The sequence below is a fragment of the Streptomyces sp. NPDC096339 genome, assembly GCF_044762985.1.
Lineage (GTDB): Bacteria > Actinomycetota > Actinomycetes > Streptomycetales > Streptomycetaceae > Streptomyces.
Genome location: NZ_JBIWFI010000032.1, coordinates 53,122 through 75,925 on the forward strand (window position 1 = coordinate 53,122; position 22,804 = coordinate 75,925).

Consider the following 22,804-nt stretch of genomic DNA (forward strand, 5'->3'; position numbering starts at 1 on the left):
CGGGCACGTCCTCATGAACAACCTGGCACTCAGCCGGGGGAGGATGGAACTGCGACAAGCGCACGACTGACAACGCGAAACCGTAAAGCAACGCAATACGGCTCCTTCGCCGCCAACCGGCAACAGCCGGCCAGCTTCGGAAGGAAGTTTCGAGGAAAAGCCGCGAGCGGGAACGTTTTCGGCCTGGTTGGATGTTGACCCTGGTACGACAGCTCGTCGAGCTAGAGAAGAGGCGACGTGACTACTGTTCTGACACCCGCGACCCCGCTGACGGCCGCTGACCGATGCGACCGTTGCGGCGCCCAGGCATATCTGCGCGTCGTCCTGCTGAGCGGCGGTGAACTGCTCTTCTGCGCCCACCACGGGCGTAAGTTCGAGCCGGAACTCAAGAAGATCGCCGCGGAAATACAGGATGAGACCGAGCGGCTCACGTCCGCTCCGGCTGCCAATGCCGACACCGAGGACCGCTGACACAGGCCTGCACCTCGCATCCGACGAGCCAGGACCGGCCATGCCGGTCGACGGGCGGCATCCCCGAGACCCGGGGAGGCCGCCCGTCCTCACATGCGCGCCCGGACCCGCCCCGGAGAGCCCGCCGGGGCGGGTCCGCCGACCCCCGGCCGCTCGCTACCGGACCGGCTCACTTGTTCGATGCCCCTTCCCGGGCCCTGCTACGGGCACGGAGCCCCTCCGGGCACCCGCCGCGACGCCCTGGACCCCGCCCGGCCGCGCGCCCTTCTCCGGGCCCGTCACGAACTCCGCCAGCGGCGCGATCCGCGTGTAAACGCCGGGGCTGTCCGCCCGCCCGCAGCCGCGCCCCCACGACACCAGCCCGATGAGCCGCCCCTTCGCCACGAGCGGGCCCCCGCTGTCGCCCTGGCAGGCGTCCTTGCCGCCCCGGTCGTCCCCGGCGCACACCATGGACTCCGCGCGGTACTGCCCGTCGGCGTCCCCCGGGTAGGCCCGCCCGCAGACGTCGTCCGCCAGCACCGTCACCGGCGCGGCACGCAGTGCGTACGCGTAGTCACCAAAGCCGCTCGTGTCACCCCAGCCGTACACGGCGGCCTCCGTGCCCGCCGCATAGGCGGTGTCCCCCGGCCCGGCCATCGGGATCACGTGCTGCGCCGGAACCGCCTCGACGAGTTCCAGTACGGCGAGGTCCCCGGCATTGCTCCCCGGGTCGTACGCGGGGTTCACCCGGGCCGCGCGCACCGCGATCTCCCTGCCGTCCGTCGCGCGCAGCTCCGTACGCCCGGCGATCACCCGGAGGTCGGGGACGGACTCGACGGGGCCGCCCAGCACCTGGCTGCCCAGGCAGTGCGCCGCGGTCAGGACCGTGGTCGGGGCCACGACGACACCTCCGCAGAACTGCCCGCCCCGCGTACCCCCGAACCGGTCACGGCTGGCGAGGGCGACCACCCAGGGGCTGTCCGCCACCTTCACCGGCTTCCCGCCGATCACCACGCTGTCTGCGGCTGCCCGGGGCGCCTGGGCCAGCGGCGCCGCGACCGCTCCCGCCGCCAGGGTCAGCGCTCCCGCCAGAGCACGGGCAATGGGACGACGCATGAGGCCTCCTGACTCCGAGTGTGCATGACTCCACCCAGAGTGGGATGACCAGTGGCCGTGCGCACCCGCGCACGGCCACTCACGTACGGTCCTCCGCGTCGCCCGCCGGTCAGTCGAGGTAGTCGCGCAGCACCTGGGAACGCGACGGGTGCCGCAGCTTCGACATGGTCTTCGACTCGATCTGGCGGATCCGCTCGCGCGTGACGCCGTAGACCTTGCCGATCTCGTCGAGGGTCTTGGGCTGGCCGTCCGTGAGGCCGAAACGCATCGAGACCACGCCGGCCTCGCGCTCGCTCAGGGTGTCCAGCACCGAGTGCAGCTGCTCCTGCAGGAGCGTGAAGCTCACGGCGTCGGCCGGCACCACGGCCTCGGAGTCCTCGATGAGGTCACCGAACTCGCTGTCGCCGTCCTCGCCGAGCGGCGTGTGCAGGGAGATCGGCTCTCGGCCGTACTTCTGGACCTCGATGACCTTCTCGGGGGTCATGTCGAGTTCCTTGGCCAGTTCCTCCGGGGTGGGCTCGCGGCCCAGGTCCTGGAGCATCTGGCGCTGCACACGGGCGAGCTTGTTGATGACCTCGACCATGTGCACCGGGATGCGGATGGTGCGGGCCTGGTCGGCCATGGCCCGGGTGATCGCCTGGCGGATCCACCACGTCGCGTAGGTGGAGAACTTGTAGCCCTTGGTGTAGTCGAACTTCTCGACCGCGCGGATCAGACCCAGGTTGCCCTCCTGGATCAGGTCGAGGAAGAGCATGCCGCGGCCGGTGTAGCGCTTGGCCAGGGAGACCACGAGGCGGAGGTTCGCCTCCAGCAGGTGGTTCTTGGCCCGGCGGCCGTCCTCGGAGATGATCTCCAGCTCACGCTTGAGCTTGGGGGCCAGCTTGTCGGAGTTCGCCAGCTTGTCCTCGGCGAAGAGGCCCGCCTCGATGCGCTTGGCGAGCTCGACCTCCTGCTCGGCGTTGAGGAGGGGGACCTTGCCGATCTGCTTGAGGTAGTCCTTGACCGGGTCCGCGGTGGCGCCGGCGACCACGACCTGCTGGGCGGGGGCGTCGTCCTCGTCGTCCGAGATGACGAAGCCCTTGTTCTCGCCGCCCTCCTCCTCCTCGTCGGCCTCGGCCTTCGCGGCGTCGGGGCCCTCCTCGGGGGCCTCCTCGTCACCGGCCTCGTCGGCGTCCTTCTTGGCGGCGGTCTTCTTCGCCGCGGTCTTCTTCGCGGCGGTCTTCTTGGCGGGCGCGGCCTTCTTCGCCGCGGTCTTCTTCGCCGCCGTCTTCTTCGCGGCGGGCTCGGTTCCGGGGTCCTCCGCCAGAGCGTCCGCGGTCTCCGGGTCCACGGTCCCGGGGGCCGCTGCCTCGGCGGTGCTCGCCGTCGTCTTCGCCGCCGTCTTCCTGGCTACGGGTTCGGTGGCCGTCCGCTTGGCCGGGCTCTTCGCTGCGACGCTCTTGCGGGTGGTGCGCTTGGGCGACTCCGCGGCACTGACCATCAGCGTCACACCCTCTTCCTCGAGGATCTGGTTGAGGCTGCGCAGAACATTCTTCCACTGGGTCGCAGGAATCTGGTCAGCCTCGAAGGCCCGACGCACGTCATCGCCGGCGATCTGCCCCTCGGCCTTGCCCCGCTCGATGAGCGCCATCACAGACTCGGAATCGGCGATCTCCGGCGGGAGCGTACGGGATGTGCTGGCCGACACGAACAACCTCTCGGAACGATGGAAACGGCTTCCGACCCCGGGCCTCGTGGTGCTGGACCGGAGCCGACGACCACCGACTGGGGATGGGCCGGGGGCGCGGGCAGGGGCCGGGGAGCTGCACAGCACCCACAAGGGCTGCTGTTCCCTCCGTCGGCCATCACCTCTTAGGTCATCGCGGGACCTCGCGGAGCGTTACGCCCAATCTTCGTGGCCCAAGTCACACCCCGTATGGATTGATGCCGGTCATAGGGTCATACGTCTGGGTCGCGGCGCGGCGGAGGCCCGGTGGAGCCTCGGCGGAGCGCTGCGGGGCGGTGCGGCGGTCGCGGTCGGCAGGGGCGGTGCGGTGCTGGCGCCGGGTGGGCACCGGGAGGGTGCCGCACACCGGTGTCGCCGGACCCGACCGGGCCCGGCGACAGTCGTGCACCCCCGCGCGTCCGCTCCTCAGTGCTCGCGCGGGGCCGGGACCACGCGCTCGACCTCCGGATGCACCGTCAGGAGCTGGCGCATGGCGCTCTCCGCACCCGCCGCGTCACCGGACGCGAGGGCCTCGACCATGCGGGCGTGGTGCGCGACGCAGGTCTCGCTCGGCCGGTCGCAGGCGGTGACCGGGCTGCCGGAGACCTGGAGGGCGGCGGAAACGATGCCGGAGAGGTGTTCCAGCATGCGGTTGCCCGCGACCTGGATCAGCAGCGCGTGGAACTCGTTGTCGGCGCGCGCGAAGGTGATCGCGTCGCCCTGGCCGAGTGCGTGGCCCATGATCTCGACCATGTCGGCGAGCCGCTGCTGGATGTCGGGGCGGCCGTGGCCCGCGGCGAGGCGGGCGGCGAGCGGTTCGATGGTCCAGCGGAGTTCGTTCAGCTCGCGGCGCTGGTCGTCGCGCTGGGGGCCGAAGGCCCGCCACTCGATGATGTCGGGGTCGAGCAGGTTCCAGTCGGCGACGGGCCGGACCCGAGTGCCCACGTTGGGGCGGGCGCTGACGAGGCCCTTGGCCTCCAGGACCCGCAGCGATTCACGGACGACCGTGCGGGAGACCTCGAAGCGCTGGCCGATCTCCTCGGGGACCAGGGGGCGGTCCGCGCCGAGGTCGCCGGAGACGATCATCTGGCCGAGCTGCTGGACGAGTTGGCCGTGCAGGCCGCGGCCGCGGCTGCCTGCCGCGCGTCGACCCACACGGCTCAACTCGACGTCGGCACCGTCCCATTGGGGCGCTGGGCGGTCGGACCCTGGGGTCTCCGCGTAGGGGTAGCGGTCGAGTTCGCCCGGGCCGGCGAGGCCGGAATCGGCATGGCGGGCGGCGGTCATCATGGTGTGCGCAAGGGTACTCACGAATCCTTTGTCGGCCGTGCCTCCACTGCCCTTGAGGTCTTTGGTGAAAAGCACACGAAAGGGTGATCGGTGCCACCTACGCAATTGACGACTTATCGTAAAGAACCGGGCCTTTTTCGGGGAGTTGCGGTCTGGTTGACGCGAGGCGGAACTCAACGGTCCCGCACACGACTCCTCCCGCTCCGGAACGATCACCAACGGACTCTGCTGCGCAGTCCGGTGAACCCATAGGCGCACAACAGGACCATCAGCGAGAGCACGAGCGCGGTTCCGACGGGTTGGGCCATCACCCGCAGGGCCCCGAGGAGCAGGCGGTCGGCCTCCGGCGGCCACTGCACCCAGGTGAGACCTCGCAGCCGGGGCCCGAGTCCGGTCATCGGGTACGCGGACGAGCCTTCCAGCGCCCGGCGCACCAGCGGGACCACGCCCACCGGTACGGCGAGCACGGCGGCCAGACCGGCGGTGGCGGACCGGAAGACGCCCGAGGCCAGGACGCCCGCCCAGGCGCAGCCGATGAGCAGGCCGGCCCAGCTGGCGGCCGGGGCGAGCCATTCCGCCGGAGTGCGCAGTGGACCACTGTCGAATACGAGGGCCAGCGAGGCGGCGTCCGCCGTGACGGCCAGCGTGCCGAGCAGGAGGGCGAGGGCCGCGGCGACGCCGAGTTTGACGGTGAGCAGTCCCATCCTGCGGGGCACGGTGCCCCGGTCCGCGGCGAGCGCCGGGTAGCGGTACTCCTCGCCGAAGGCGAGGGCGCCGAGCAGCCCCGCCCCGAGCGCGGCGGGCGGCAGAGGGAGCAGCTCCGGCCAGGCGGCGAGCAGCCGGTTCTGCGGGGTGTGGCCGGCCCTGGCCAGCACGAGGGTGGTGAGGACGGAGACGGCGACGACGAGGGCTGCGGTGAGGACGGGCGTGGCGGTGCCGAAGACGCGGAGCAGCTCGTAGCGCAGTGGCCGGAGCGGTCCGCCCACGCGGCGCACCGCAGAGGCGGGCCGCCGCGAGCGCGCATGCCGCGGGCGACCACCGACCACCCCTTCGGCGGCCTCCCCGGCAGCCGGTCCCGGAACCTCGACGGAAGCCGCAGCGGCGTCCGGGGCCGCCTCCGGAGCCGATCCGGAGACGGGCGGGGACCCGACCGCGGGGCGGGCGTGCGGGAGCGGCGTTGCCGTCGGCGCGCCGGCGTCGCCCGTCTCATCGGCGAGGCGGTGGACCAGCACCCCGTGCCGGAACGCCGCTTCGCCGACCTCGGCGCAGTTGCTCCCGTACACCGACAGGCGGCTGCCGCTCTCCTCGACGATCTCCACCGCGCGATGCGCCGCCCGGGCCTCGCGGCCCAGCACGTCGGCCAGCCGGGCCGCGTGCGGGGTGCGCACGGCGACCCTCGGCCGCAGCCGGGTCCGGGCGAACTCGGCGGCGTCCTGATCGGCGACGAGCCGGCCCGCCGCGATGCTGACGACCCGGTCCGCGCTGCGGGCGGCCTCCTTGGCGTCGTCGGTGGTGAACAGGACCGCTCCGCCGAGGGAGGCGTGGCCGCGCAGCAGCCCGTGCAGCCAGCCGCGTTCACGTGGGGAGAGTCCGGCGCCCGGTTCATCGAGGAGCAGGGTGCACGGATCGGCGATCAGCGCGGCGGCCAGCGCGACCCGGCGCTCCATGCCGAGGGAGAGCGAGCCGAGCCGCTGGTCGCGCAGCCCTGCGGCCCCGACGACCTCCAGCATGGTGTCGGCCCGTGAGGCCGGCACGCCGGCGGCGGCGCAGAGCATGCGCAGCTGGTTGCGGACGGTCCGCGCGGGGTTGCCGGGGACGTCGCCGAGCAGCACGCCGACCTCACGGCCGGGGTGCGGGATCTGGTGCAGTGGCCGGCCTCTGAAGTAGGTGACGCCGCGGCCCGGTTCGAGTTCGAGCATGAGCCGCAGCGCGGTGGTCTTGCCCGATCCCGGCTCGCCGAGCAGGGCGGTCACGGTCCCCGGGCGAGCCTCGAAGGTGAGGTCGTCCACGAGGGGCGGGGCGTCGTGGCGGGAGGTGCTGGTGAGTCCGATGGCCTGGAGCATCGCTTCTCTCGCGGGGTGTGAGACCGCTCTGCGGCAGGGTGAGTACCGCAAACAAGATAACGCGATATGTCCGATTTTCGGCGCAACCGGCCCGTCGGAGCGTCAGACTTCCGGGCGCAGCATCGGCGGGTTGAGCAGTGTGGCTCCGCCGGCCCGGAACAGCTGGGCCGGGCGCCCGCCCTGACGGGTCGTCGTCCCTCCGGCCGGCACGAGGAATCCGGGCGTTCCGGTGACCTTCCGGTGGAAGTTTCGCGGATCCAGAGCGACCCCCCAGACGGCCTCGTAGACCCGCCGCAGCTCGCCGACGGTGAACTCGGCCGGGCAGAAGGCGGTGGCCAGCGAGGAGTACTCGATCTTCGAGCGGGCGCGCTCGACGCCGTCGGCGAGGATCCGCTCGTGGTCGAAGGCGAGCCCCGCGGAAGCCTGGTCCAAGGGGGCCAGCAGCTCGTCGACCGGGGCCCAGCGGGCGCTGTTGGCGTCTCCCCCGGCGCGCGGCGCAGGCAGGTCCGGAGCCAGCACCAGGTGCGCCACGCTGACGACGCGCATCCGCGGATCCCGCTTCGGATCTCCGTAGGTCGCCAGCTGTTCGAGGTGCGCCCCGTTGTCCACGCCCGGTACGGCGGGATCGTGCGCGCAGAGGCCGGTCTCCTCGGAGAGCTCCCGGGCCGCGGCCGCCCCCAGGTCCTCATCCCCTCGGACGAATCCTCCGGGCAGCGCCCAGCGTCCCTGGAACGGTGCCTCACCCCTGCGGACCACCAGCGCGCAGAGCGCGTGGCGCCGCACGGTGAGCACGACCAGGTCGACGGTGACGGCGAAGGGCGGGAAGGCCGACGGGTCGTAGGGCGACATGCCGCGATCATAGTCGTCTGCCTGACGATAAACAGCTCTTTGGTGACCTTGGAACCACTGTTCTGGACCCTAGCCTCCCAGTTGGAGCGCATCGGCCGCCTCCTCCACCATGGCCAGCCCCAGCCTGCTGATCCGGACGGCGAAGGGTTCTCCCGCCACCCGCAGGCCCGAGAGCCGCAGCGCCCCGAGTGGGGCGCCGGGGAGCGGTACGAGGGCGACCGTGCCGGCCGGGGCGTCGGGGCGGATTCCGACGACGGCGCTCAGGACGTGGACCCCGGCCGCCGCGGCCACGGCCGCCGGCCGGCAGGCCGCCGGGTGCGGGAGCGGGACTCCGGCGGTGGTGCGCTGCTCGGAGGCGAACATCTCGGGCAGCCGGTACCCGAAGGCCTGGGCCGCGTCGAGCAGGCCTCCGAGCAGACCGGCGGCCTCCTTCTCGAAGCCCGCCTGGGCCAGGCCGGCCACCGCCACCGCGCTCTCGTACGCGCGCACCGCCCCGGAGCGGTGGCCGAACGGGTTGTGCCCCGGCTCCTTGACGGCCATGCTCCGCAGCCCCCATCCGCAGTCCATGGCGGGGGCTCCGAGCAGCCGGGCCAGCTGCTCGGTGCGTGTCCGGTCCAGGAGCCCCGGGGCGAGGAGGCCGCCGCCGACCAGTCCGGTGTCGAGAAGGTGGGCGGCGGCCCCCGTGAGCCGGGGCAGCGGTCGTCCGTCGGGGTGCAGGGCGGCCGCGGGCCGGCCGCCGTCCGGGCCGTCGATCCAGAAGCCCTCCCGGAACCGCTCCCGCAACCGCGCAGCGCGCTCACGCCACTCCTGTGCGCCGGGGCGCCCGCACGCGGCGAGCAGATCGGCCCCCAGCAGGGCGGCCCGGTGGGCGTGAGCCTGGGTCTCGCAGCGCCGCGGCCCCGGATCGGGGTCGGCGAGGAAGCCGTCCTCCCCCAGCGCTCCGCGCAGCCACTCCAGGCACCTCTCGGCGGCGGGCAGCAGCCGGGCCAGCTCCTCCTCAGGCATCCCCCAGAGCCGGGCTTCGGCGAGCACGGCGGGGAAGGCCAGCGTGGCCTCCGTGCCGGTGCACCCCGGAGGGAGCTGCGGGCCCGCCCCGCGCAGGGGACCGGGGATCTTCCCGGCCTCGGGCCCCCGCCCTCCGGTCTGGGTCCGGGCCAGGACGCGCAGGGTGGCCGCCGCGAGCCCGGTACCGAGGGGCAGCGCCATCCTGGCCGCCCACAGCGCTTCGGCCGGGGCCAGCCCCAGCCGCCAGGGCGCGCCCGCCGCGGCGAAGCAGTCGCCGGGCTCCTCCGGGTCCCTCAGCAGCAGCGCACCCAGGTCGGCGACGCTGTTCGCGAACCATGCCTCGGCCCGCGGATCGTCCCCCTCGGCCCGGGCTTCGGCCAGCGGGTTGGCCACCTGCCCGGCGGGCGCCCGCGCCGAGCGGTCCTGTGTGGTCCGCAGTTCGATGGTGCGGGACTCGCCCGGACCCAGTTCGAGCTGCCAGCGCAGCAGCCCGGCCGAGGCCAGAGCGTCGTCCGGCGGCGGATGGGCGGCGGTGACCGCCTGGGCCTCGCCCGTGCTCCAGCGCAGCCCGGCGGCGTGCACCCCGGCGGGCAGTTCCGGCCCGGTGCGGCCGGCGGCCACCGCGGCCAGCTCGGCCAGGTCCGTGCCGAGCAGTACCTCCACCGGTAGGCGCACCGGCCGGAGGGCGAAGCTGCGCAGGGTGATCCGCTCGGTGCCGTCCGCGTGCCGGACCCGTTCCACCCCGATGTCCGGGTCGGGGCCGGGCTCGGCCCCGGTGCGCACCGTCGCGGTGAAGGCGGCGCGGTCGGCGCCGAGGCTGCGCCCCTGGACGGAGACGGGGTCCCGGCCGCCGACCCGCAGGACGCAGCGGGACAGCAGCCGCCGCCCGGAGCGGTAGATCCCGTCGATCCCCCGCCCGGTCAGCTGGCCGTGCTCCGGGGAGATGGCCAGGCAGGGCGCGGCGACGCAGATGACGGCTCCGTGCACGGGCGGCAGCTCGGGCCTGCGGGCGCCGGGAACCACGGCGGGGCGGGGAGGTGCGGGGTGAGACATGTGTCGCCTTGTCTGCGCTCCGGTCGGTTCGGCTGGGCGGCGGCGCGGCCGGACCCCCGCCTCCTTCCGTGGGAACGCCCCCACCCCCGCGCGGGTCACGGGCCCCGGTGCCGGGCGGGGAAGGCCGGGCCGTGGGCCGCGCCGCAGGATCAGGCGGAGGGTGCTCCTCAGGCGTCGCACGGGGGTGCCGCACGGGGCTTGCCGCCGCGGGCTCACTGGTCGCTCCTCGTCATGCGGCGTGACGCACGGCGGGTGGTGCTCCGCTCCCGGCGGCCGGGCGGACGGCTGCCCGCCTTCGAGCGCCCGCGCCGTGGCTCGCGGCGGCTGCGCTCCTCCCGAAGGCACTGCCTGAGCCCTTCGGGGTCGATGCCCTCGTTGCAGGCGTGGTGGAGCAGCTGGGCGAAGCGGTATTCGGAGTCGGCCCGCAGGGCGAGACCGAGGGCGATACGGGCCGTCGGTTCGTCCCCGGTGGACCAGGAGACCCAGCCCGCGAGTGTGAGCGGGGCCGCCGCGTGCTCGCCGTAGGCCCCGACGCAGCGCCGGGCCAGGGCCCGCCAGAGCCTCAGCGCGGGGGCGGCCTCCTCGCCCTCCATCCATTCCGCGGCGACGTCCCGGATCAGGCGGTCCTGGAGACCGAGGATCAGCGCGGCCGCCTCGTCGTGGGTGAGCAGCGCGTCGTCCCAGTCGTCGGCGAGCGGCCCGCCCTCGACGGGCAGGGCGAGGGACATGCGCCGCATCAGGCTCCCGGCCAGCGCGACGGTCTCGGCGCCGACCTCCTCCCTGGTCGCCCCGTCGAGGATCTTGGGGAGCAGGGCCCCGGCGGCCCGGTCGAGGGCCCGCTCCATCTCCTCGGCGACGGCCCCGCGCAGCGGCGCCAGCCGCCGTTCGATCTCCCTGAGGGAACCCCGGACCTGGAGCCCCGCGAACGTGGCCTCGGCGGCCAGCACCGAGGTCCCGGCGGCGGGCATCGGGCTGCCTTCGGCCGGGCAGCAGTGCCCGTCGGGGCAGACGTAGGACCAGAACCGGCCCGCGGAGAGGCACAGGGCCTCCAGTACGGGCACGTCCAGCTCGCCGCAGGCCAGCCTGATCCGCTGGGCGAGCGGGCGCAGCCGGGTCATCACCCGCTGCCCGCTCTCCTCCCCGCGCGGCTCCTGGCAGAGGAAGACGACGATGCCGTCGGGCTTGCCGCCGCGCCGTGCGCTGCCGCGGATCAGGCAGTCCGCGACCTGTCGTGCGGTGTCCTCCCATTCGGCGGTGGCGGTGGGAATGCCGACGCGGAGCCGGCCGCCGAAGCGGCCGCCCTCACCGTGCACGGCGACCATGACGAGGGAATCGGTCGGGTGGAACCCGAGCATGTAGGGCAGCGCGTCGGCCAGTTCTGCCGGGCTGCGCAGGGTGATCTGTGGTTCGGTCGCGGCTCCGGCCGTGTTGGCGGAGGGCCGCTCGGACGGGGTGTGCGATTCGTGGCTGTTCGTCATGCCACGAAGATCCCGTGGGCCAACCGATCCCGAAAGCCCTGTGGATAACTCTGTTTAGGGTTCAACATTCACAGGGCCGGAGCCGCATTGGCGTGATGTCAGAGGCATCGGGTTGCATGGGGGCATGAACGCAGACCTGAGGTCCTCGGCAGACTCCGTACTGGCCCGTCTCGTGGGTGACCCCACGGGCACCGCCCGGCTTCGCGAGGACCAATGGCTCGCGATCGAGGCCCTCGTCGCGCACAAGCGGCGGGCTCTGGTGGTACAGCGGACGGGCTGGGGCAAGTCCGCCGTCTACTTCGTCGCGACCTCGCTGCTCCGCGCGGCCGGCGCCGGCCCCACCGTGATCGTCTCCCCGCTCCTCGCGCTGATGCGCAATCAGGTCGAGGCCGCGGCCCGGGCCGGGATCCGGGCCCACACCATCAACTCGGCCAATCCCGAGGAGTGGGAGGGGATCCAGGCGGAGGTCGCGGCGGGCGCGGTCGACGTCCTGCTGGTGAGCCCGGAGCGGCTCAACAACCCGGAATTCCGCGACCAGGTGCTGCCCAAGCTGTCCGCCGCGACCGGACTGCTCGTGGTGGACGAGGCCCACTGCATCTCCGACTGGGGACACGATTTCCGCCCCGACTACCGTCGGCTGCGCACCATGCTCGCCGACCTCCCGCCGGGCGTCCCCGTCCTGGCCACCACCGCCACGGCCAATGCGCGGGTGACCGCCGACGTCGCCGAACAGCTGGGCACCGGAGCCGGTACGGACGCGCTGGTGCTCCGCGGCCCGCTGGACCGCGAGAGCCTGAGCCTTGCCGTGCTGAGCCTGCCCGACGCCGCGCACCGGCTGGCCTGGCTCGCCGACCACCTGGGAGAGCTCCCCGGCTCCGGGATCATCTACACGCTGACGGTGGCGGCCGCCGAGGAGGTCACCGCGTACCTGCGCCACCGCGGCCACACCGTCGCCTCGTACACGGGCAAGACGGAGAACGCCGACCGGCAGCAGGCCGAGGAAGACCTCCAGGCCAACCGGGTCAAGGCCCTGGTGGCGACCTCCGCTCTCGGCATGGGCTTCGACAAGCCCGACCTGGGTTTCGTCGTGCACCTGGGCTCGCCCTCCTCCCCCATCGCCTACTACCAGCAGGTCGGCCGTGCGGGCCGCGGGGTGGAGCACGCGGAGGTGCTGTTGCTGCCGGGCCGCGAGGACGAGGCGATCTGGCAGTACTTCGCTTCCGTGGCCTTCCCGCCGGAGGAGCAGGTGCGCCGGACCCTCGACGTCCTCGCCCAGGCCGGCCGCCCGATGTCGCTGCCCGCCCTGGAGCCGCTGGTCGACCTGCGCCGCACCCGCCTGGAGACGATGCTCAAGGTGCTCGACGTGGACGGCGCCGTGCACCGGGTCAAGGGCGGCTGGACCTCGACGGGTGAGCCGTGGGCGTACGACGCCGACCGCTACGCCTGGGTGGCCCGTCAACGGGCCGCCGAGCAGCAGGCGATGCGTGACTACGCGGCGGCCACCGGATGCCGGATGGAGTTCCTGCGCCGCCAGCTCGACGACGAGGAGGCCGCGCCCTGCGGCCGCTGCGACAACTGCGCGGGGGCCCGGTTCACCGCGGATGTCTCCAACACCGCCCTGGACACCGCCCGCGGCGAACTCGGCCGGCCCGGCGTGGAGCTGGAGCCGCGCAAGATGTGGCCGACCGGCCTCGCGGCGGTCGGCGTCGACCTCAAGGGACGCATCCCGGCCGGGGAACAGGCCTCGACGGGACGGGCCTTGGGTCGGCTGTCGGACATCGGGTGGGGCAACCGGCTGCGCCCGATGCTCGCACCGCACTCTGCGGACCAGCCAATTCCGGACGATGTGACGCAGGCCGTGGTGGCGGTCCTGGCCGACTGGGCCCGCGGCCCGGGCGGCTGGGCCTCGGGGTCGCCGGAAGCGCCCGCACGGCCGGTGGGCGTGGTCGCACTGCCCTCGCGTTCCCGTCCCCAGCTGGTCGGTTCGCTGGCCACGCGGATCGCGGAGATCGGGCGGATGCCGCTGCTCGGGACGATGGCGTACACGGATCAGGCACCGGAGTTCGGGCTGCCGTCCTCCAACAGCGCCCAGCGGGTGCGGGGACTCCACCAGGCCTTGACCGTGCCGCCCGCCCTGGCCGCGACACTCGCAGAGGCAGCAGGTCCGGTGCTCCTCGTGGACGACCGCGCGGACAGCGGCTGGACCCTGGCCGTGGCCGCCCGGCTGCTCCGACGGGCGGGCGCGCGCGAGGTGTTCCCCCTGGTGCTGGCGCTCCAGGGGTAGCCGAATGCGTCATCTTCGGCGTGGCGGGGCAAGGATATGAACGGCATACCGTTGGATTCCGGTCGGCGACGGCAATTGCTCGTTGCCGCATGCTCGGAGGCCACGCGAGAATTGCACTTGCTCCCGCTCGGCTCCCCGGCGCTCTCCTGGGCCGTGCTGCGGCGCGCCCGAACTCCAGCAGTGCCCGTCCGCGGGCGGTACCCGAAGGGAGGACCGTGACCTTCGGATCCGCCCCGCCCTCGACCACGTCACTGACCATGGCCACCGGCGGCACCAGCCGGCACGGCAGACTGCTGGAACCCTCCGAATGGACGGCGTCGGGCATTCCCCTGCTCCGCAATCCGCGCGAAGTCGTCAGCGGTCTGCACTCCCGGCACTCCCCGATGCCGTCGACCGCGGTCATCGCCGTCCTCGGCCCGGAGGAGCAACTCGTGGCGAGCGCTTCCTTCGTGCAGCGGTCGGCCTCGGCCGACGGCTGGGAGTACCGCAACGCCCTGCTGTCCCGGCTGCGCCGCGTCCTCCCGCACGACCTGCGGCGACGCACCCCGGTGCGGACCGCGGTACTCCTCTACTGCCGCGACGGCGACGAGCGGTGGACCGAGGAGGACGGGGCCTGGATGTGGGGGCTGCGGGACGCCTGCACCCTGCACGGACTGCGGTGCGGCGCGTACATCACGCTGACCCGCGACGGCTGGCAGGTACTGGGCGAGGGCAGGGGCGGCCGACGGCCGAGCTCCGACTCACGGCCGCAGCGCCTCGGCGACACCGTGGCCGAGTTCGCCCCTGTAGCCCTGCACACCGGCGGTGGCGCGGCCGAGGCCCTGCGCCGGACCGCGGCACGCTGACCGCCGCGCGCAGGTCCGCCCTGTGAGGCGAAGTCCTCCACCTTCAGGGCCTGCGCGTGGGCATGCCCAACGGCCGTACACCCTGGAGCGGGCGTACGGCGGATCAGGCCTCGGGCTTCAGCGGGGCGGGCTCGCGCCCAACCCCGCCCCACGCCCGTACCCGGGTACGGGGCGTCAGACGCCCGCACCCAGCACGGAGTTGATCTGCTGCGGGTCGCCGCACACGATCAGCAGCGCACCGGCTCGCGCGAGCGCGACCGGCAGGGTTGCGGCGAGCGTGCCGGCCGCTCCGCCGTTGGCCGCGAGGACCACGACGGGACGCCCGGCGGCGCGCTGGACCTGCGCCGCGTCCGCGTAGAAGACGTCGTCCTTGGCGTCGTGGAGGGCCCAGTACGCGGCCTCGCCGAAGGACAGCTCGTGCGCGGCCCACGGGTGCGGGTCGCCGGTGGTGAGCACCAGGATGTCACCGGGCGCGCGCCCGGTGTCGAGCAGCAGGTCGACGGCCTCTTCGGCCGCGTCCAGCGCGCCCTCGGCGGAGGCCGGGATCAGCTGGATCTGCGGCACCGCGGCCGAGACGGACGGTGCGGCGGGGGCTGCGGGAACGGGTCCGGGGGTGGCCTGCGGAGCGCGCTGCGCGGGCGGTGCGGGCCGGACGGGACCGGGGCGTCCGGGCCGCGGTACGGCTACGGGACGCGGACCAGGTACGGGACGGGGGGTCGGCGCGGTGCGGCTGGCGGCCGGCGTGACGCGGGGACCCTGGGCACTCTCGTGAATCTGAGGCTCCTCGATGGCGGGGTGAGAGGCGGGTTGATGTCTATCAAACACCGGTACGAAACGTACCGGCTGGTGGCACATGGGTGCGATCAGAAATCGAAGCCGAGTTGGCCTCCGTTTTCCAGCTCCATCGATTCCTCGCTGCGCCGCACCTTCTTCAAGTGGCGCCACCGGGGCAGCGCGTCGAGGTACGACCACGAGAGCCGGTGGTACGGGGTGGGCCCCCGTTCCTCAAGTGCCGCCCGGTGTACGGGCGAGGGATATCCGGCGTTGGCGGCGAAACCGAAGTCTTCGATCCCGTCGCCCTGTTGGCCGAGTGCGGCCATCATCCGGTCACGCCTCACTTTGGCGATGACCGAGGCCGCCGCTACGGCGACGCAGGACTGGTCGCCCTTGATCACCGTCCGAACCCGCCAGGGCGGGCCGAGATAGTCGTGCTTGCCGTCGAGTATCACCGCGTCGGGCCGCACGGGGAGGGCCTCCAGGGCCCGCTCCGCCGCCAGCCTCAGGGCCGCGGTCATACCCAGTTCGTCGATCTCCTCCGGGGAGGCGTCCCCGAGGGCGTACGCCGTGACCCAGTCCTCCAGGACCTCGACGAGGGCGTCGCGTCGCTTGGGCGTGAGCAGTTTGGAGTCGGTGAGACCCGCGGGCGGCCGGCGCAGACCGGTGATCGCCGCGCACACGGTGACGGGACCGGCCCAGGCCCCTCGTCCGACTTCGTCGACCCCGGCGATGACCTTGGCGCCGGTGGTTGCACGGAGGGAGCGTTCGACGGTGTGGGTGGGTGCTTCGTACGGCATGGCGCCAGCAAGGTTACGCCGCCCCGCGCCGCCTGCACACCCCGGCCCGGCTCCCGCTCCCGCGCGGCCGTCGACGAGACCCCGTCCGGGCCACCGCGAGACCCCCCACGGGCCCACCGAGCGACCGCCGCGAGGCCGCCCACGAGGCCGCTTCCGCCCAGGCCCCGCACGGCTCCCGCGGCATTCCCGGACCACCGCCACGCCAGTCCCACGCCGCTTCCGCGCGGCCTCCGCGCAGTTTTCGCTCCCCCTCGGCGCCCCGCGCCCCGTCTCACACTCTGAGCGCCGGCACCATCACCTCGTCGATCATCGCCCCGATGTCCGTGTCCCCCCATTCGCTCCCGCGCACCTTCGCCCCGTACATCAGCAGCGCCGGAATGACGTCCACGACGTAGGGACCGATCGCGTCCGGCCGGACGTCGCCCCGTTCGATGCCGCGCGCCAGCAGCTCCCTGATCCGCTCCTGGGCCGGCTCGTGCAGCCCCGACCAGATGACCCCTTGGAACCGGTCGGCATGCGTGTGGTCGCATTCGTGAAGGACCGACCGCAGGGCCAGCCCGGCCCGCGAGGACATGACGTCGCGCATCCGCACGCACAGCAGGAACAGGTCCTCCCGGATCGATCCGCGGTCGGGAATCGCGCCGATCGGCGGCAGACCGGACCGCAGCACATCGGCCACCAGGTCCGCCTTGGAGGGCCAACGCCGGTAGATCGCCGCCTTGCCCGTCTGCGCGCCCGCCGCGACGCCCTCCATCGTGAGCGCGTTCCAGCCGACCGTACTCAATTGCTCCAACGCGGCGTCGAGAATCGCCCGTTCGAGTTCGGGACCCCGTCTGCGCCCCGATGACGCCGCCGACCAGCGCGAACCCACCACCATCCGAACCTCCCACCGGCCTACGCGCCCACCGCGCGCCCCTCGCACGCATTTTCAGCCTTAGTGAACGCTTGCGTTCCCTAAGGCCGGGCTCCTACCGTAGGCCGAAGTGAACGAATGCGTTCACTATTTCACTTTGGTGGGGGGATCCTCAGTGACAAGCTCTCAACTCGCCACGCCCCGAATACCGGGAGCTGCCCGCCGCGAGGGGCGCCCCGGAGTGGCGCTCACCGTCATCGCCGCCTGTCAGCTCATGGTCGTCCTCGACGCGACCATCGTGAACATCGCACTCCCGCACATCCAGACGGCCCTCGCCTTCAGCACCACCGACCTCTCGTGGGTCCTCAGCGCCTACACCCTGACCTTCGGCGGCCTGCTCCTGCTGGGCGGCCGGGCCGGTGACATCCTGGGCCGGCGCCGCGTCTTCATGGCCGGAATCCTGCTCTTCACGCTGGCCTCCCTCCTCGGCGGCTTCGCCGAGGAGCCCTGGCAACTGCTCGCGGCCCGCGCCCTCCAGGGCGTCGGCGGTGCCATCGCCTCGCCGACCTCGCTCGCGCTGATCACCACCACCTTCGCCGAAGGCCCCGAACGCAACCGGGCCTTCGGGGTGTTCGCCGCCGTCTCGGCCGGCGGCGGCGCGATCGGCCTGCTCGCGGGGGGCATGCTGACCGAGTGGCTCGACTGGCGCTGGGTCTTCTTCGTCAACGTGCCGATCGGTGTGCTGATCGCCGTGCTCGCCCCGCTCTACATCAGCGAGTCCGAGCGTCACCCCGGCCGCTTCGACGTCGCCGGAGCGCTCACCTCCACCGGCGGCATGGCCTCGCTCGTCTACGGGTTCATCCGCGCCTCCGAGGACGGCTGGCGCGACTCCCTCACCCTCGGCTCGTTCTTCGCGGCCGTCGTCCTGCTCTCGCTGTTCGTGGCCATCGAGTCGAAGGCCCGCGAGCCGATCATCCCGCTGCGGATGTTCGCCGACCGCAATCGCGCCGGCACCTACGTGATCATGCTCAGCCTCGCCGCCGCGATGTTCGGCATGTTCTTCTTCATCGTCCAGTTCGTGCAGAACGTACTGGGCTTCAGCCCGATCCAGTCCGGGCTGGGCTTCCTGCCCGTGACCGCCGCCATCATCACGGCGGCCGGCCTCTCGCAGCGCTTCCTGCCGCGCCTCGGCCCGAAGCCCTTCATGGTCACCGGTACGGCCCTCGTCGGCACGGGGCTGGCCTGGCTGACCTTCCTCCGGACCGACTCCTCGTACCTCTCCGGGGTCCTCGGGCCCATGCTGCTGTTCGGCTTCGGCATGGGCCTCAACTTCGTGACGCTCACCCTCACCGCGGTCTCCGGCGTCGCGCCCAGGGAGGCCGGCGCCGCCTCCGGGCTGCTCAACGCCAGCCAGCAGGTCGGCGGCTCGCTCGGCCTGTCCATCCTGGTCACCGTCTTCGGCACGGCCACCCGCGGCGAGGCCGAGAAGCAGACCCGGGCCTTCATCGCCCAGGCCGATCCCGGTCAGCTGGCCGCGGCCAAGGAGTCCGGGCGGCTGCCCGACCCCTGGGGGGACCTCGTGCTCGCACACGGCATCTCCACCGCGTTCTTCGCCGCCGTGGCGATGGCGGGACTGGCCCTGGCCACCGCCCTGCTGGTGATCCGGGTACGCAAGAGCGACCTGGACGCCCTGAACGGCGCGGCCGCGAAGGCCGGTCCGGCCGCCTGAGCACCGGCGGCCGTACGAGGGGCCGGGCGCGGGATCGCTCCCGCGCCCGGCCCCTCGTACACCGACTTCTAGTACTCGATGCGGCTGCCGAACGCGCCGAGGCGCGAGCACTCCGCGTAGGAGACGGTCACCGGCCGCTCGCGCAGGATCTTCCGGGCGCGGTGCTCGCCCAGGCTCATCGCGTACCAGGGGACGTCCCCGGCCCTCGCCATCTCGTCGTTGATCCCCCGCAGGGCGCAGGACCGCTGCGGTTCGGGCAATCCGTCGAGGGCGGGGACCGCGTCCGCCGACAGGAACTGGAAGTAGGCGAGGTCGATCTTGCCGTCGGTCTTGTAGCGGGCCACGTTGCTCTCGGCGACCATGCCGTCCGGGGACAGCAGGCCGAAGGCGAGGACGGCCGCGGCGGCGCTGCCCGCGACCGCACGCGGCAGCCAGCGCGCACCGAACGCCCCTGCCGCCATGATCAGTACGATGACCAGCCCGAGCCACATCTCCATGGCGGCCACCGACACGCGCAACCTGGTCAGCCCGTACTCGTCCACGTAGAAGCCCATCCGGCGCAGCGCGGAGGCCACGACCACCAGCGTCATCGCGCACAGCACCCCGAGGACGACGCGGACGAAGCGGCGGTCGCCGGCACCGTCCCGCGGGGCCCAGCGCAGGGCGAGCGCGATGACGACGAGGGTGAGCAGGGTGGCCCAGAGCAGTTGCCAGAAGCCCTGCCGGGCGTACTCGGCGTGGCCGAGGCCGGTGCTGCCGAGGACCTTGTCGTAACCGCCGAACAGGACGGTCAGCTGAACGGCGTTGAAGCCCGCGAAGAGCAGGTTGAGCACGATGAGCGGAAGCGCCCATTCGACGCGGGAGCGCGGCTTGCCCGGGGTGACCTCGATCCGGTCCCAGCGCAGCGGGGCCGCGGCGGTGCGGGCGGCGGCGAGCGCGAGGACGACACCGAGGGCGAAGAGGACGGTCCGGAAGGGCCCCTCGCCGACGGTGACGTCGGGCGTGAGGTTGCCCAGCAGATCGGCGAAGGCGGCGTCGGCGGAGGCGAACAGCGTGCCGAAGAGCACCAGCAGCACCGCGGCCACGGCGGTCGCCTTCAGGACGGGCAGCCAGCGGTCCTTGCTGATGCCCCCGCTGCGTGACCGCAGGCCCGCCCAGGCCCAACCGGTGCCGCTCACGGCCGACTCGAACAGGCCGAGCGGGCTGAGCAGCACCCCGTGCCAGGTTCGGCTGCCGTGCAGGGCGAGCGCGCCGAGCAGGATGGCGGCCAGGATGGCGAGCGTGGCCGGCCATGCGGAGTCGCGCAGGGCCGGTACGACGAGGAGCGCGAGGCAGCCGACCGCCCAGAGCAGGGTCCAGGGGCGGGGCGCCCGACCGGCCGCGCGGGCGGCGAAGTACGCGGCGACGACGGCGGGCAGCACCACGAGCGGCAGGCCGGGGCCGAGGCCGTCGCCGAGCAGCAGAGCGGTGGCGAGACCGGCCACGAGTGCGGCGACGAGCGTCGTGGACCGCACGGGAGCGGCTTCGGCCGGCCGTATCCGTACGACCCACGTGGGCGGGGCGGAGGCCTTGGCGAGGGCCGCGGCACGCGCCCGCTGCTGGTGCGCCTGCCAGGCCATGTGCGCGGCGGCCTCAGGGGGCACTCCGGGCTGCGGCCCCGGCGGCGCACCGGGGGGCGCCGTGGGCTGTGGACCCGGTGGGGCATCAGACGTCGCTCCGGGCTGCGGGGCCGCCGAGGCGCCGGAGGCCGATCCGGTTTGTGGGCCGGGCGCCGGAACCGCCGCTTCGGCCGGCTTCGCCGCCCCACCGGCGGTCTCGGACGCGGCTTCATCCACGCCGTCGGTGTTCTCTGACATCAAGATCCCCTCCCAGCAGGCCGCCCCGGCATTGCGGTTCGGGGCGGCTGAGCAGTCAGCGTAGGACGCGCCGGGAGGGTTTTGAACAGGATCAAAAGAGCCTGTGGCAGGACCGTGACAAACGGAAGGGGGCACCCCAACAGGGGTGCCCCCGAACCGACTCGGGCAGAACCTAGTGCTCTGACCGGAAAGGTTCACCGCCTCACGACGCCCGGCACGGCACCTCGCCGCGTTGTCGGGCCAGGCGAGTACGTCCAGTACGAGCCGTGGCCCTCCGCCTTGCGATGCACCGCACCGGACGCCGTGAACCGGCAAACCCTTCCGGTCAGAGCACTAGCTCGCCGCCGCCTCCGGCAGCCAGGCCGGCAGGGCCTCCGTGCGCGCCAGCCACGCGGCCGGCAGCACCTCGTCGCCGCGTGCGCCCAGCACTCCGCCGACGATGGCGCAGGTCGTGTCGACGTCCCCGCCCACCTGCGCGGTGGTCCAGAACGCCCGCTCGTAGTCCTGCAGCGAACGCGCCGCGGACCACAGGGCGAAGGGCACGGTGTCGTGGGCGCTGGTGCGCCGTCCGCAGCCCAGGACCGCGGCGACCGTGGTCGCGTCGCCGTAGTCCAGCATGTCCCTCGCCCGGCGCAGCCCGGCACCCACCGCGCTGCGCGGCACCAGGGCGATCACTCCGTCCAGCAGGTCGGACGCCTTCGGCGGGCCGGCCGGATCCGCGGCGAGCGCGGCCGCCGCGGCGACGGCCATGGCCCCGCACACCGCCTCGCGGTGCTGGTGGGTGGTGTAGGAGGAGATCTCCGCCTGATGCGTGGCCTGCTCGGGGTCGTCGGCGTACCAGGCTCCGAGCGGAGCGATCCGCATGGCGGCGCCGTTGCCCCAGGAGCCCTGCCCGTTGAACAGTTCGGCGGCGAGCGTGCGCCAGTCCTCGCCTTCCCGGACCAGCCGCAGCATCCGGTTCACCGCGGGGCCATAGCCCCGGTCGAAGTCGTGGTGGTGCGCGAAGGAGCTCGCGAGCGCGTCCTGGTCGATGCGGCCGTGTTCGGCCAACACGGCCACGACCGAGCACGCCATCTCGGTGTCGTCGGTCCACTGCCACGTCTCGGTACCGGCGGGCAGTTCGCGCCGCTTGAGCAGCGGGTAGTTCACGGGGACGAAGTACTGGGAGCCCAGGGCGTCCCCCAGAGCCAGCCCTCTGAGGCTGGACATGGCGCGTGCGTAGCGCTGTTCGGGAGTGGAGTCAGGGGTCATTGCGGGCCACTCTAGCCGTCGAGATCGTAAGGCTCGGGTGTGGTCCACCGCTCAAACGGGCGGTCCATCCGGTAGCGACTGTCCGGTCCACGCATGAGCACCCGGTATTCGCCGTTGCCGGGATTCGACAGTGACTCGAACTCGGCCACCGACCAGTGGAACCACCGCATGCAGAAGAGTCGCATCGTCAGTCCGTGCGTCACGAGCAGCACGTTCTCGGGGTGGTCCGGGGCCTCGAAGCTGCGGTAGAGGCTCTCCAGGAAGGACCCGACCCGGTCGTACACGTCGGCGCCCGACTCTCCTTGCGCGAACCGGTAGAAGAAGTGCCCGTACGCGTCCCGGTAGGCCTTCTGGAGCCGTACGTCCTCCCGCTCCTGCCAGTTTCCCCAGTCCTGCTCGCGCAGCCTCGGCTCTTCGCGCATCCGGACGCGGGTCGGGTCCAGCCGCAGCTCCCGGAAGGTCTGCAGGGTCCGCCGGTAGGGGGAGACGTACGCGCTGATCGTCTCGTCGCCGAAGAGCTCGCGCAGCCGCTCGCCGGCGGTCACGGCCTGCTCGCGCCCCTTCTTCGTCAGCCGAAGGGCGTGGTCGGGCTCACGCTCGTACACCGAATCGTCGGCGTTACCCTCCGATTCCCCGTGCCGGACAAGGACGATGCGACGTGGTCGAGACATCCCACGACCCTATTCGGCCACCGCCGGGCCGACAGACGGGCACGCCGGTCAGAGCCCGGCCGAGCCGGCGGTCGTCGTACATTCACAACGCCAGGCCGTCGGGCGAACGCACGATCACACCGTCCAGGACGGTTCGAGGTCGACGACGTCACCGGTGAGAGCCTCGACATCGGCCTGGATCTGGGCCCTCAGGGAGAGCCTCTCCACACGCTCCTGCCGGTACTTGCCGTGCTCGGCCGCCGCGTGCCACATCGACAGCACCAGGAACTCCCGGCCGGGGGCCTCTCCGAAGAGGCCCCGGATCATCCCCGGCGAGCCCGCCATGGCCGGGTTCCACACCTTCTCCTGCATGAGGGCGAAGTGGTCGACCCGGCCCTCGCGGACCTTGGTGTGCGCGACACGTACGACATCGGCGTCGGTGAACCGGGGCTCGAACCCCGTCTTCACGTCGAAGCGGTGGTCGAAGAGGGTGACGCGCAGGTCGGTGTAGGTGCCGTTCTGCGATGCGGCCAGCCGGTCATGGCTGCGGGCCATGAAGGAGTCGTAGAAGGACCGGCTCTCCCAGAACGCGAAGACATGCGCGACCCCCTGCCGGCCCCGGCTCCAGCCGCCGCCCTGCCCCCGGAATCCCGGCTCGCCCGGCAGCCCCGCCCATTTTCGCTGCCCGCGCTCGAACCCCCGTCGGTCCGTCACCGTGCAGCGAATCCACTTGACCAACACTGCGCCATCGTA

General features: G+C 72.9%; 18 protein-coding genes. 4 read left to right on the forward strand and 14 right to left on the reverse strand.

Features of this window, described 5'->3' with window-relative positions:
• The first annotated feature begins 237 nt into the window (after nt 1-237).
• Complete coding sequence (locus ACIQ5Y_RS30645) at nt 238-471, forward strand: hypothetical protein (RefSeq protein ID WP_243631750.1); 234 nt, start codon at nt 238-240, stop codon at nt 469-471.
• 156 nt (nt 472-627) lie between these two features.
• On the opposite strand, the gene ACIQ5Y_RS30650 is transcribed toward ACIQ5Y_RS30645, so the two are convergent.
• From ACIQ5Y_RS30650 to ACIQ5Y_RS30680, 7 genes are all read right to left on the reverse strand, one after another.
• Nucleotides 628-1,566 carry a S1 family peptidase gene (locus ACIQ5Y_RS30650; RefSeq protein WP_403887571.1) on the reverse strand — a complete coding sequence of 313 codons (939 nt, stop codon included), beginning with the start codon at nt 1,564-1,566 and terminating at the stop codon, nt 628-630.
• A gap of 109 nt (nt 1,567-1,675) precedes the next feature.
• The gene (locus ACIQ5Y_RS30655; protein WP_403887574.1) at nt 1,676-3,259 is read right to left on the reverse strand and encodes an RNA polymerase sigma factor; all 1,584 of its coding nucleotides are present in this window, start codon (nt 3,257-3,259) and stop codon (nt 1,676-1,678) included.
• 438 nt (nt 3,260-3,697) lie between these two features.
• A complete protein-coding gene (locus tag ACIQ5Y_RS30660) occupies nt 3,698-4,582 on the reverse strand; it encodes a FadR/GntR family transcriptional regulator (protein ID WP_403887577.1) in 885 nt (294 codons plus the stop codon).
• A gap of 191 nt (nt 4,583-4,773) precedes the next feature.
• Complete coding sequence (locus ACIQ5Y_RS30665; protein WP_403887580.1) at nt 4,774-6,624, reverse strand: ATP-binding cassette domain-containing protein; 1,851 nt, start codon at nt 6,622-6,624, stop codon at nt 4,774-4,776.
• Between the two features lie 102 nt (nt 6,625-6,726).
• Complete coding sequence (locus ACIQ5Y_RS30670) at nt 6,727-7,473, reverse strand: NUDIX domain-containing protein (RefSeq protein ID WP_403887582.1); 747 nt, start codon at nt 7,471-7,473, stop codon at nt 6,727-6,729.
• Between the two features lie 69 nt (nt 7,474-7,542).
• Nucleotides 7,543-9,531, reverse strand: a complete 1,989-nt coding sequence (locus tag ACIQ5Y_RS30675; RefSeq protein ID WP_403887585.1) for a glycogen debranching N-terminal domain-containing protein — start codon at nt 9,529-9,531, stop codon at nt 7,543-7,545.
• Nucleotides 9,532-9,743: 212 nt separating this feature from the next.
• Complete coding sequence (locus tag ACIQ5Y_RS30680) at nt 9,744-11,009, reverse strand: DUF4192 domain-containing protein (RefSeq protein WP_403887587.1); 1,266 nt, start codon at nt 11,007-11,009, stop codon at nt 9,744-9,746.
• A 124-nt stretch (nt 11,010-11,133) separates the two neighbouring features.
• Between ACIQ5Y_RS30680 and ACIQ5Y_RS30685 the strand changes: the two genes are divergently transcribed.
• Both ACIQ5Y_RS30685 and ACIQ5Y_RS30690 read left to right on the forward strand, forming a co-directional pair.
• On the forward strand, nt 11,134-13,293 hold the full coding sequence (locus ACIQ5Y_RS30685; protein WP_403887590.1) for a RecQ family ATP-dependent DNA helicase: 2,160 nt from the start codon (nt 11,134-11,136) through the stop codon (nt 13,291-13,293).
• A gap of 215 nt (nt 13,294-13,508) precedes the next feature.
• Nucleotides 13,509-14,138, forward strand: a complete 630-nt coding sequence (locus ACIQ5Y_RS30690; protein WP_403887592.1) for a hypothetical protein — start codon at nt 13,509-13,511, stop codon at nt 14,136-14,138.
• Between the two features lie 174 nt (nt 14,139-14,312).
• Here the strand turns inward: ACIQ5Y_RS30690 and ACIQ5Y_RS30695 are convergent, their stop codons facing one another.
• The 3 genes from ACIQ5Y_RS30695 to ACIQ5Y_RS30705 form a co-directional block, all read right to left on the reverse strand.
• The gene (locus ACIQ5Y_RS30695) at nt 14,313-14,993 is read right to left on the reverse strand and encodes a hypothetical protein (protein ID WP_403887595.1); all 681 of its coding nucleotides are present in this window, start codon (nt 14,991-14,993) and stop codon (nt 14,313-14,315) included.
• An 8-nt stretch (nt 14,994-15,001) separates the two neighbouring features.
• Nucleotides 15,002-15,712: a ribonuclease HII gene (locus ACIQ5Y_RS30700; protein ID WP_403887598.1), complete on the reverse strand. Its 711-nt coding sequence runs from the start codon at nt 15,710-15,712 to the stop codon at nt 15,002-15,004.
• A gap of 271 nt (nt 15,713-15,983) precedes the next feature.
• Complete coding sequence (locus tag ACIQ5Y_RS30705) at nt 15,984-16,586, reverse strand: TetR/AcrR family transcriptional regulator (RefSeq protein ID WP_403887684.1); 603 nt, start codon at nt 16,584-16,586, stop codon at nt 15,984-15,986.
• Between the two features lie 154 nt (nt 16,587-16,740).
• Between ACIQ5Y_RS30705 and ACIQ5Y_RS30710 the strand changes: the two genes are divergently transcribed.
• Nucleotides 16,741-18,294, forward strand: a complete 1,554-nt coding sequence (locus ACIQ5Y_RS30710) for an MFS transporter (protein WP_403887600.1) — start codon at nt 16,741-16,743, stop codon at nt 18,292-18,294.
• Nucleotides 18,295-18,362: 68 nt separating this feature from the next.
• Here ACIQ5Y_RS30710 and ACIQ5Y_RS30715 read toward each other — a convergent pair whose 3' ends face one another.
• The 4 genes from ACIQ5Y_RS30715 to ACIQ5Y_RS30730 all read right to left on the reverse strand — a co-directional run bounded on the left by ACIQ5Y_RS30715 (nt 18,363) and on the right by ACIQ5Y_RS30730 (nt 22,792).
• The gene (locus ACIQ5Y_RS30715) at nt 18,363-19,937 is read right to left on the reverse strand and encodes a DUF4153 domain-containing protein (protein WP_403887603.1); all 1,575 of its coding nucleotides are present in this window, start codon (nt 19,935-19,937) and stop codon (nt 18,363-18,365) included.
• A gap of 546 nt (nt 19,938-20,483) precedes the next feature.
• Entirely contained in the window at nt 20,484-21,401 is a 918-nt protein-coding gene (locus ACIQ5Y_RS30720; RefSeq protein ID WP_403887606.1) for an ADP-ribosylglycohydrolase family protein, read from the reverse strand.
• Nucleotides 21,402-21,412: 11 nt separating this feature from the next.
• Nucleotides 21,413-22,072, reverse strand: a complete 660-nt coding sequence (locus ACIQ5Y_RS30725; protein WP_403887609.1) for a histidine phosphatase family protein — start codon at nt 22,070-22,072, stop codon at nt 21,413-21,415.
• Nucleotides 22,073-22,186: 114 nt separating this feature from the next.
• Nucleotides 22,187-22,792 (reverse strand): YdbC family protein, encoded by a 606-nt coding sequence (locus ACIQ5Y_RS30730; protein ID WP_403887612.1) that lies wholly within the window; start codon nt 22,790-22,792, stop codon nt 22,187-22,189.
• Between the last annotated feature and the right edge of the window lie 12 nt (nt 22,793-22,804).

What these genes read in the sequence shown, in the direction of transcription:
- ACIQ5Y_RS30650 (WP_403887571.1), bottom strand. Translation starts at nt 1,566, where the DNA reads ATGCGTCGTCCCATTGCCCGTGCTCTGGCGGGAGCGCTGACCCTGGCG.
- ACIQ5Y_RS30665 (WP_403887580.1), bottom strand. Translation starts at nt 6,624, where the DNA reads ATGCTCCAGGCCATCGGACTCACCAGCACCTCCCGCCACGACGCCCCG.
- ACIQ5Y_RS30670 (WP_403887582.1), bottom strand. Translation starts at nt 7,473, where the DNA reads ATGTCGCCCTACGACCCGTCGGCCTTCCCGCCCTTCGCCGTCACCGTC.
- ACIQ5Y_RS30675 (WP_403887585.1), bottom strand. Translation starts at nt 9,531, where the DNA reads ATGTCTCACCCCGCACCTCCCCGCCCCGCCGTGGTTCCCGGCGCCCGC.
- ACIQ5Y_RS30680 (WP_403887587.1), bottom strand. Translation starts at nt 11,009, where the DNA reads ATGACGAACAGCCACGAATCGCACACCCCGTCCGAGCGGCCCTCCGCC.
- ACIQ5Y_RS30685 (WP_403887590.1), top strand. Translation starts at nt 11,134, where the DNA reads ATGAACGCAGACCTGAGGTCCTCGGCAGACTCCGTACTGGCCCGTCTC.
- ACIQ5Y_RS30695 (WP_403887595.1), bottom strand. Translation starts at nt 14,993, where the DNA reads ATGTGCCACCAGCCGGTACGTTTCGTACCGGTGTTTGATAGACATCAA.
- ACIQ5Y_RS30700 (WP_403887598.1), bottom strand. Translation starts at nt 15,712, where the DNA reads ATGCCGTACGAAGCACCCACCCACACCGTCGAACGCTCCCTCCGTGCA.
- ACIQ5Y_RS30720 (WP_403887606.1), bottom strand. Translation starts at nt 21,401, where the DNA reads ATGACCCCTGACTCCACTCCCGAACAGCGCTACGCACGCGCCATGTCC.
- ACIQ5Y_RS30725 (WP_403887609.1), bottom strand. Translation starts at nt 22,072, where the DNA reads ATGTCTCGACCACGTCGCATCGTCCTTGTCCGGCACGGGGAATCGGAG.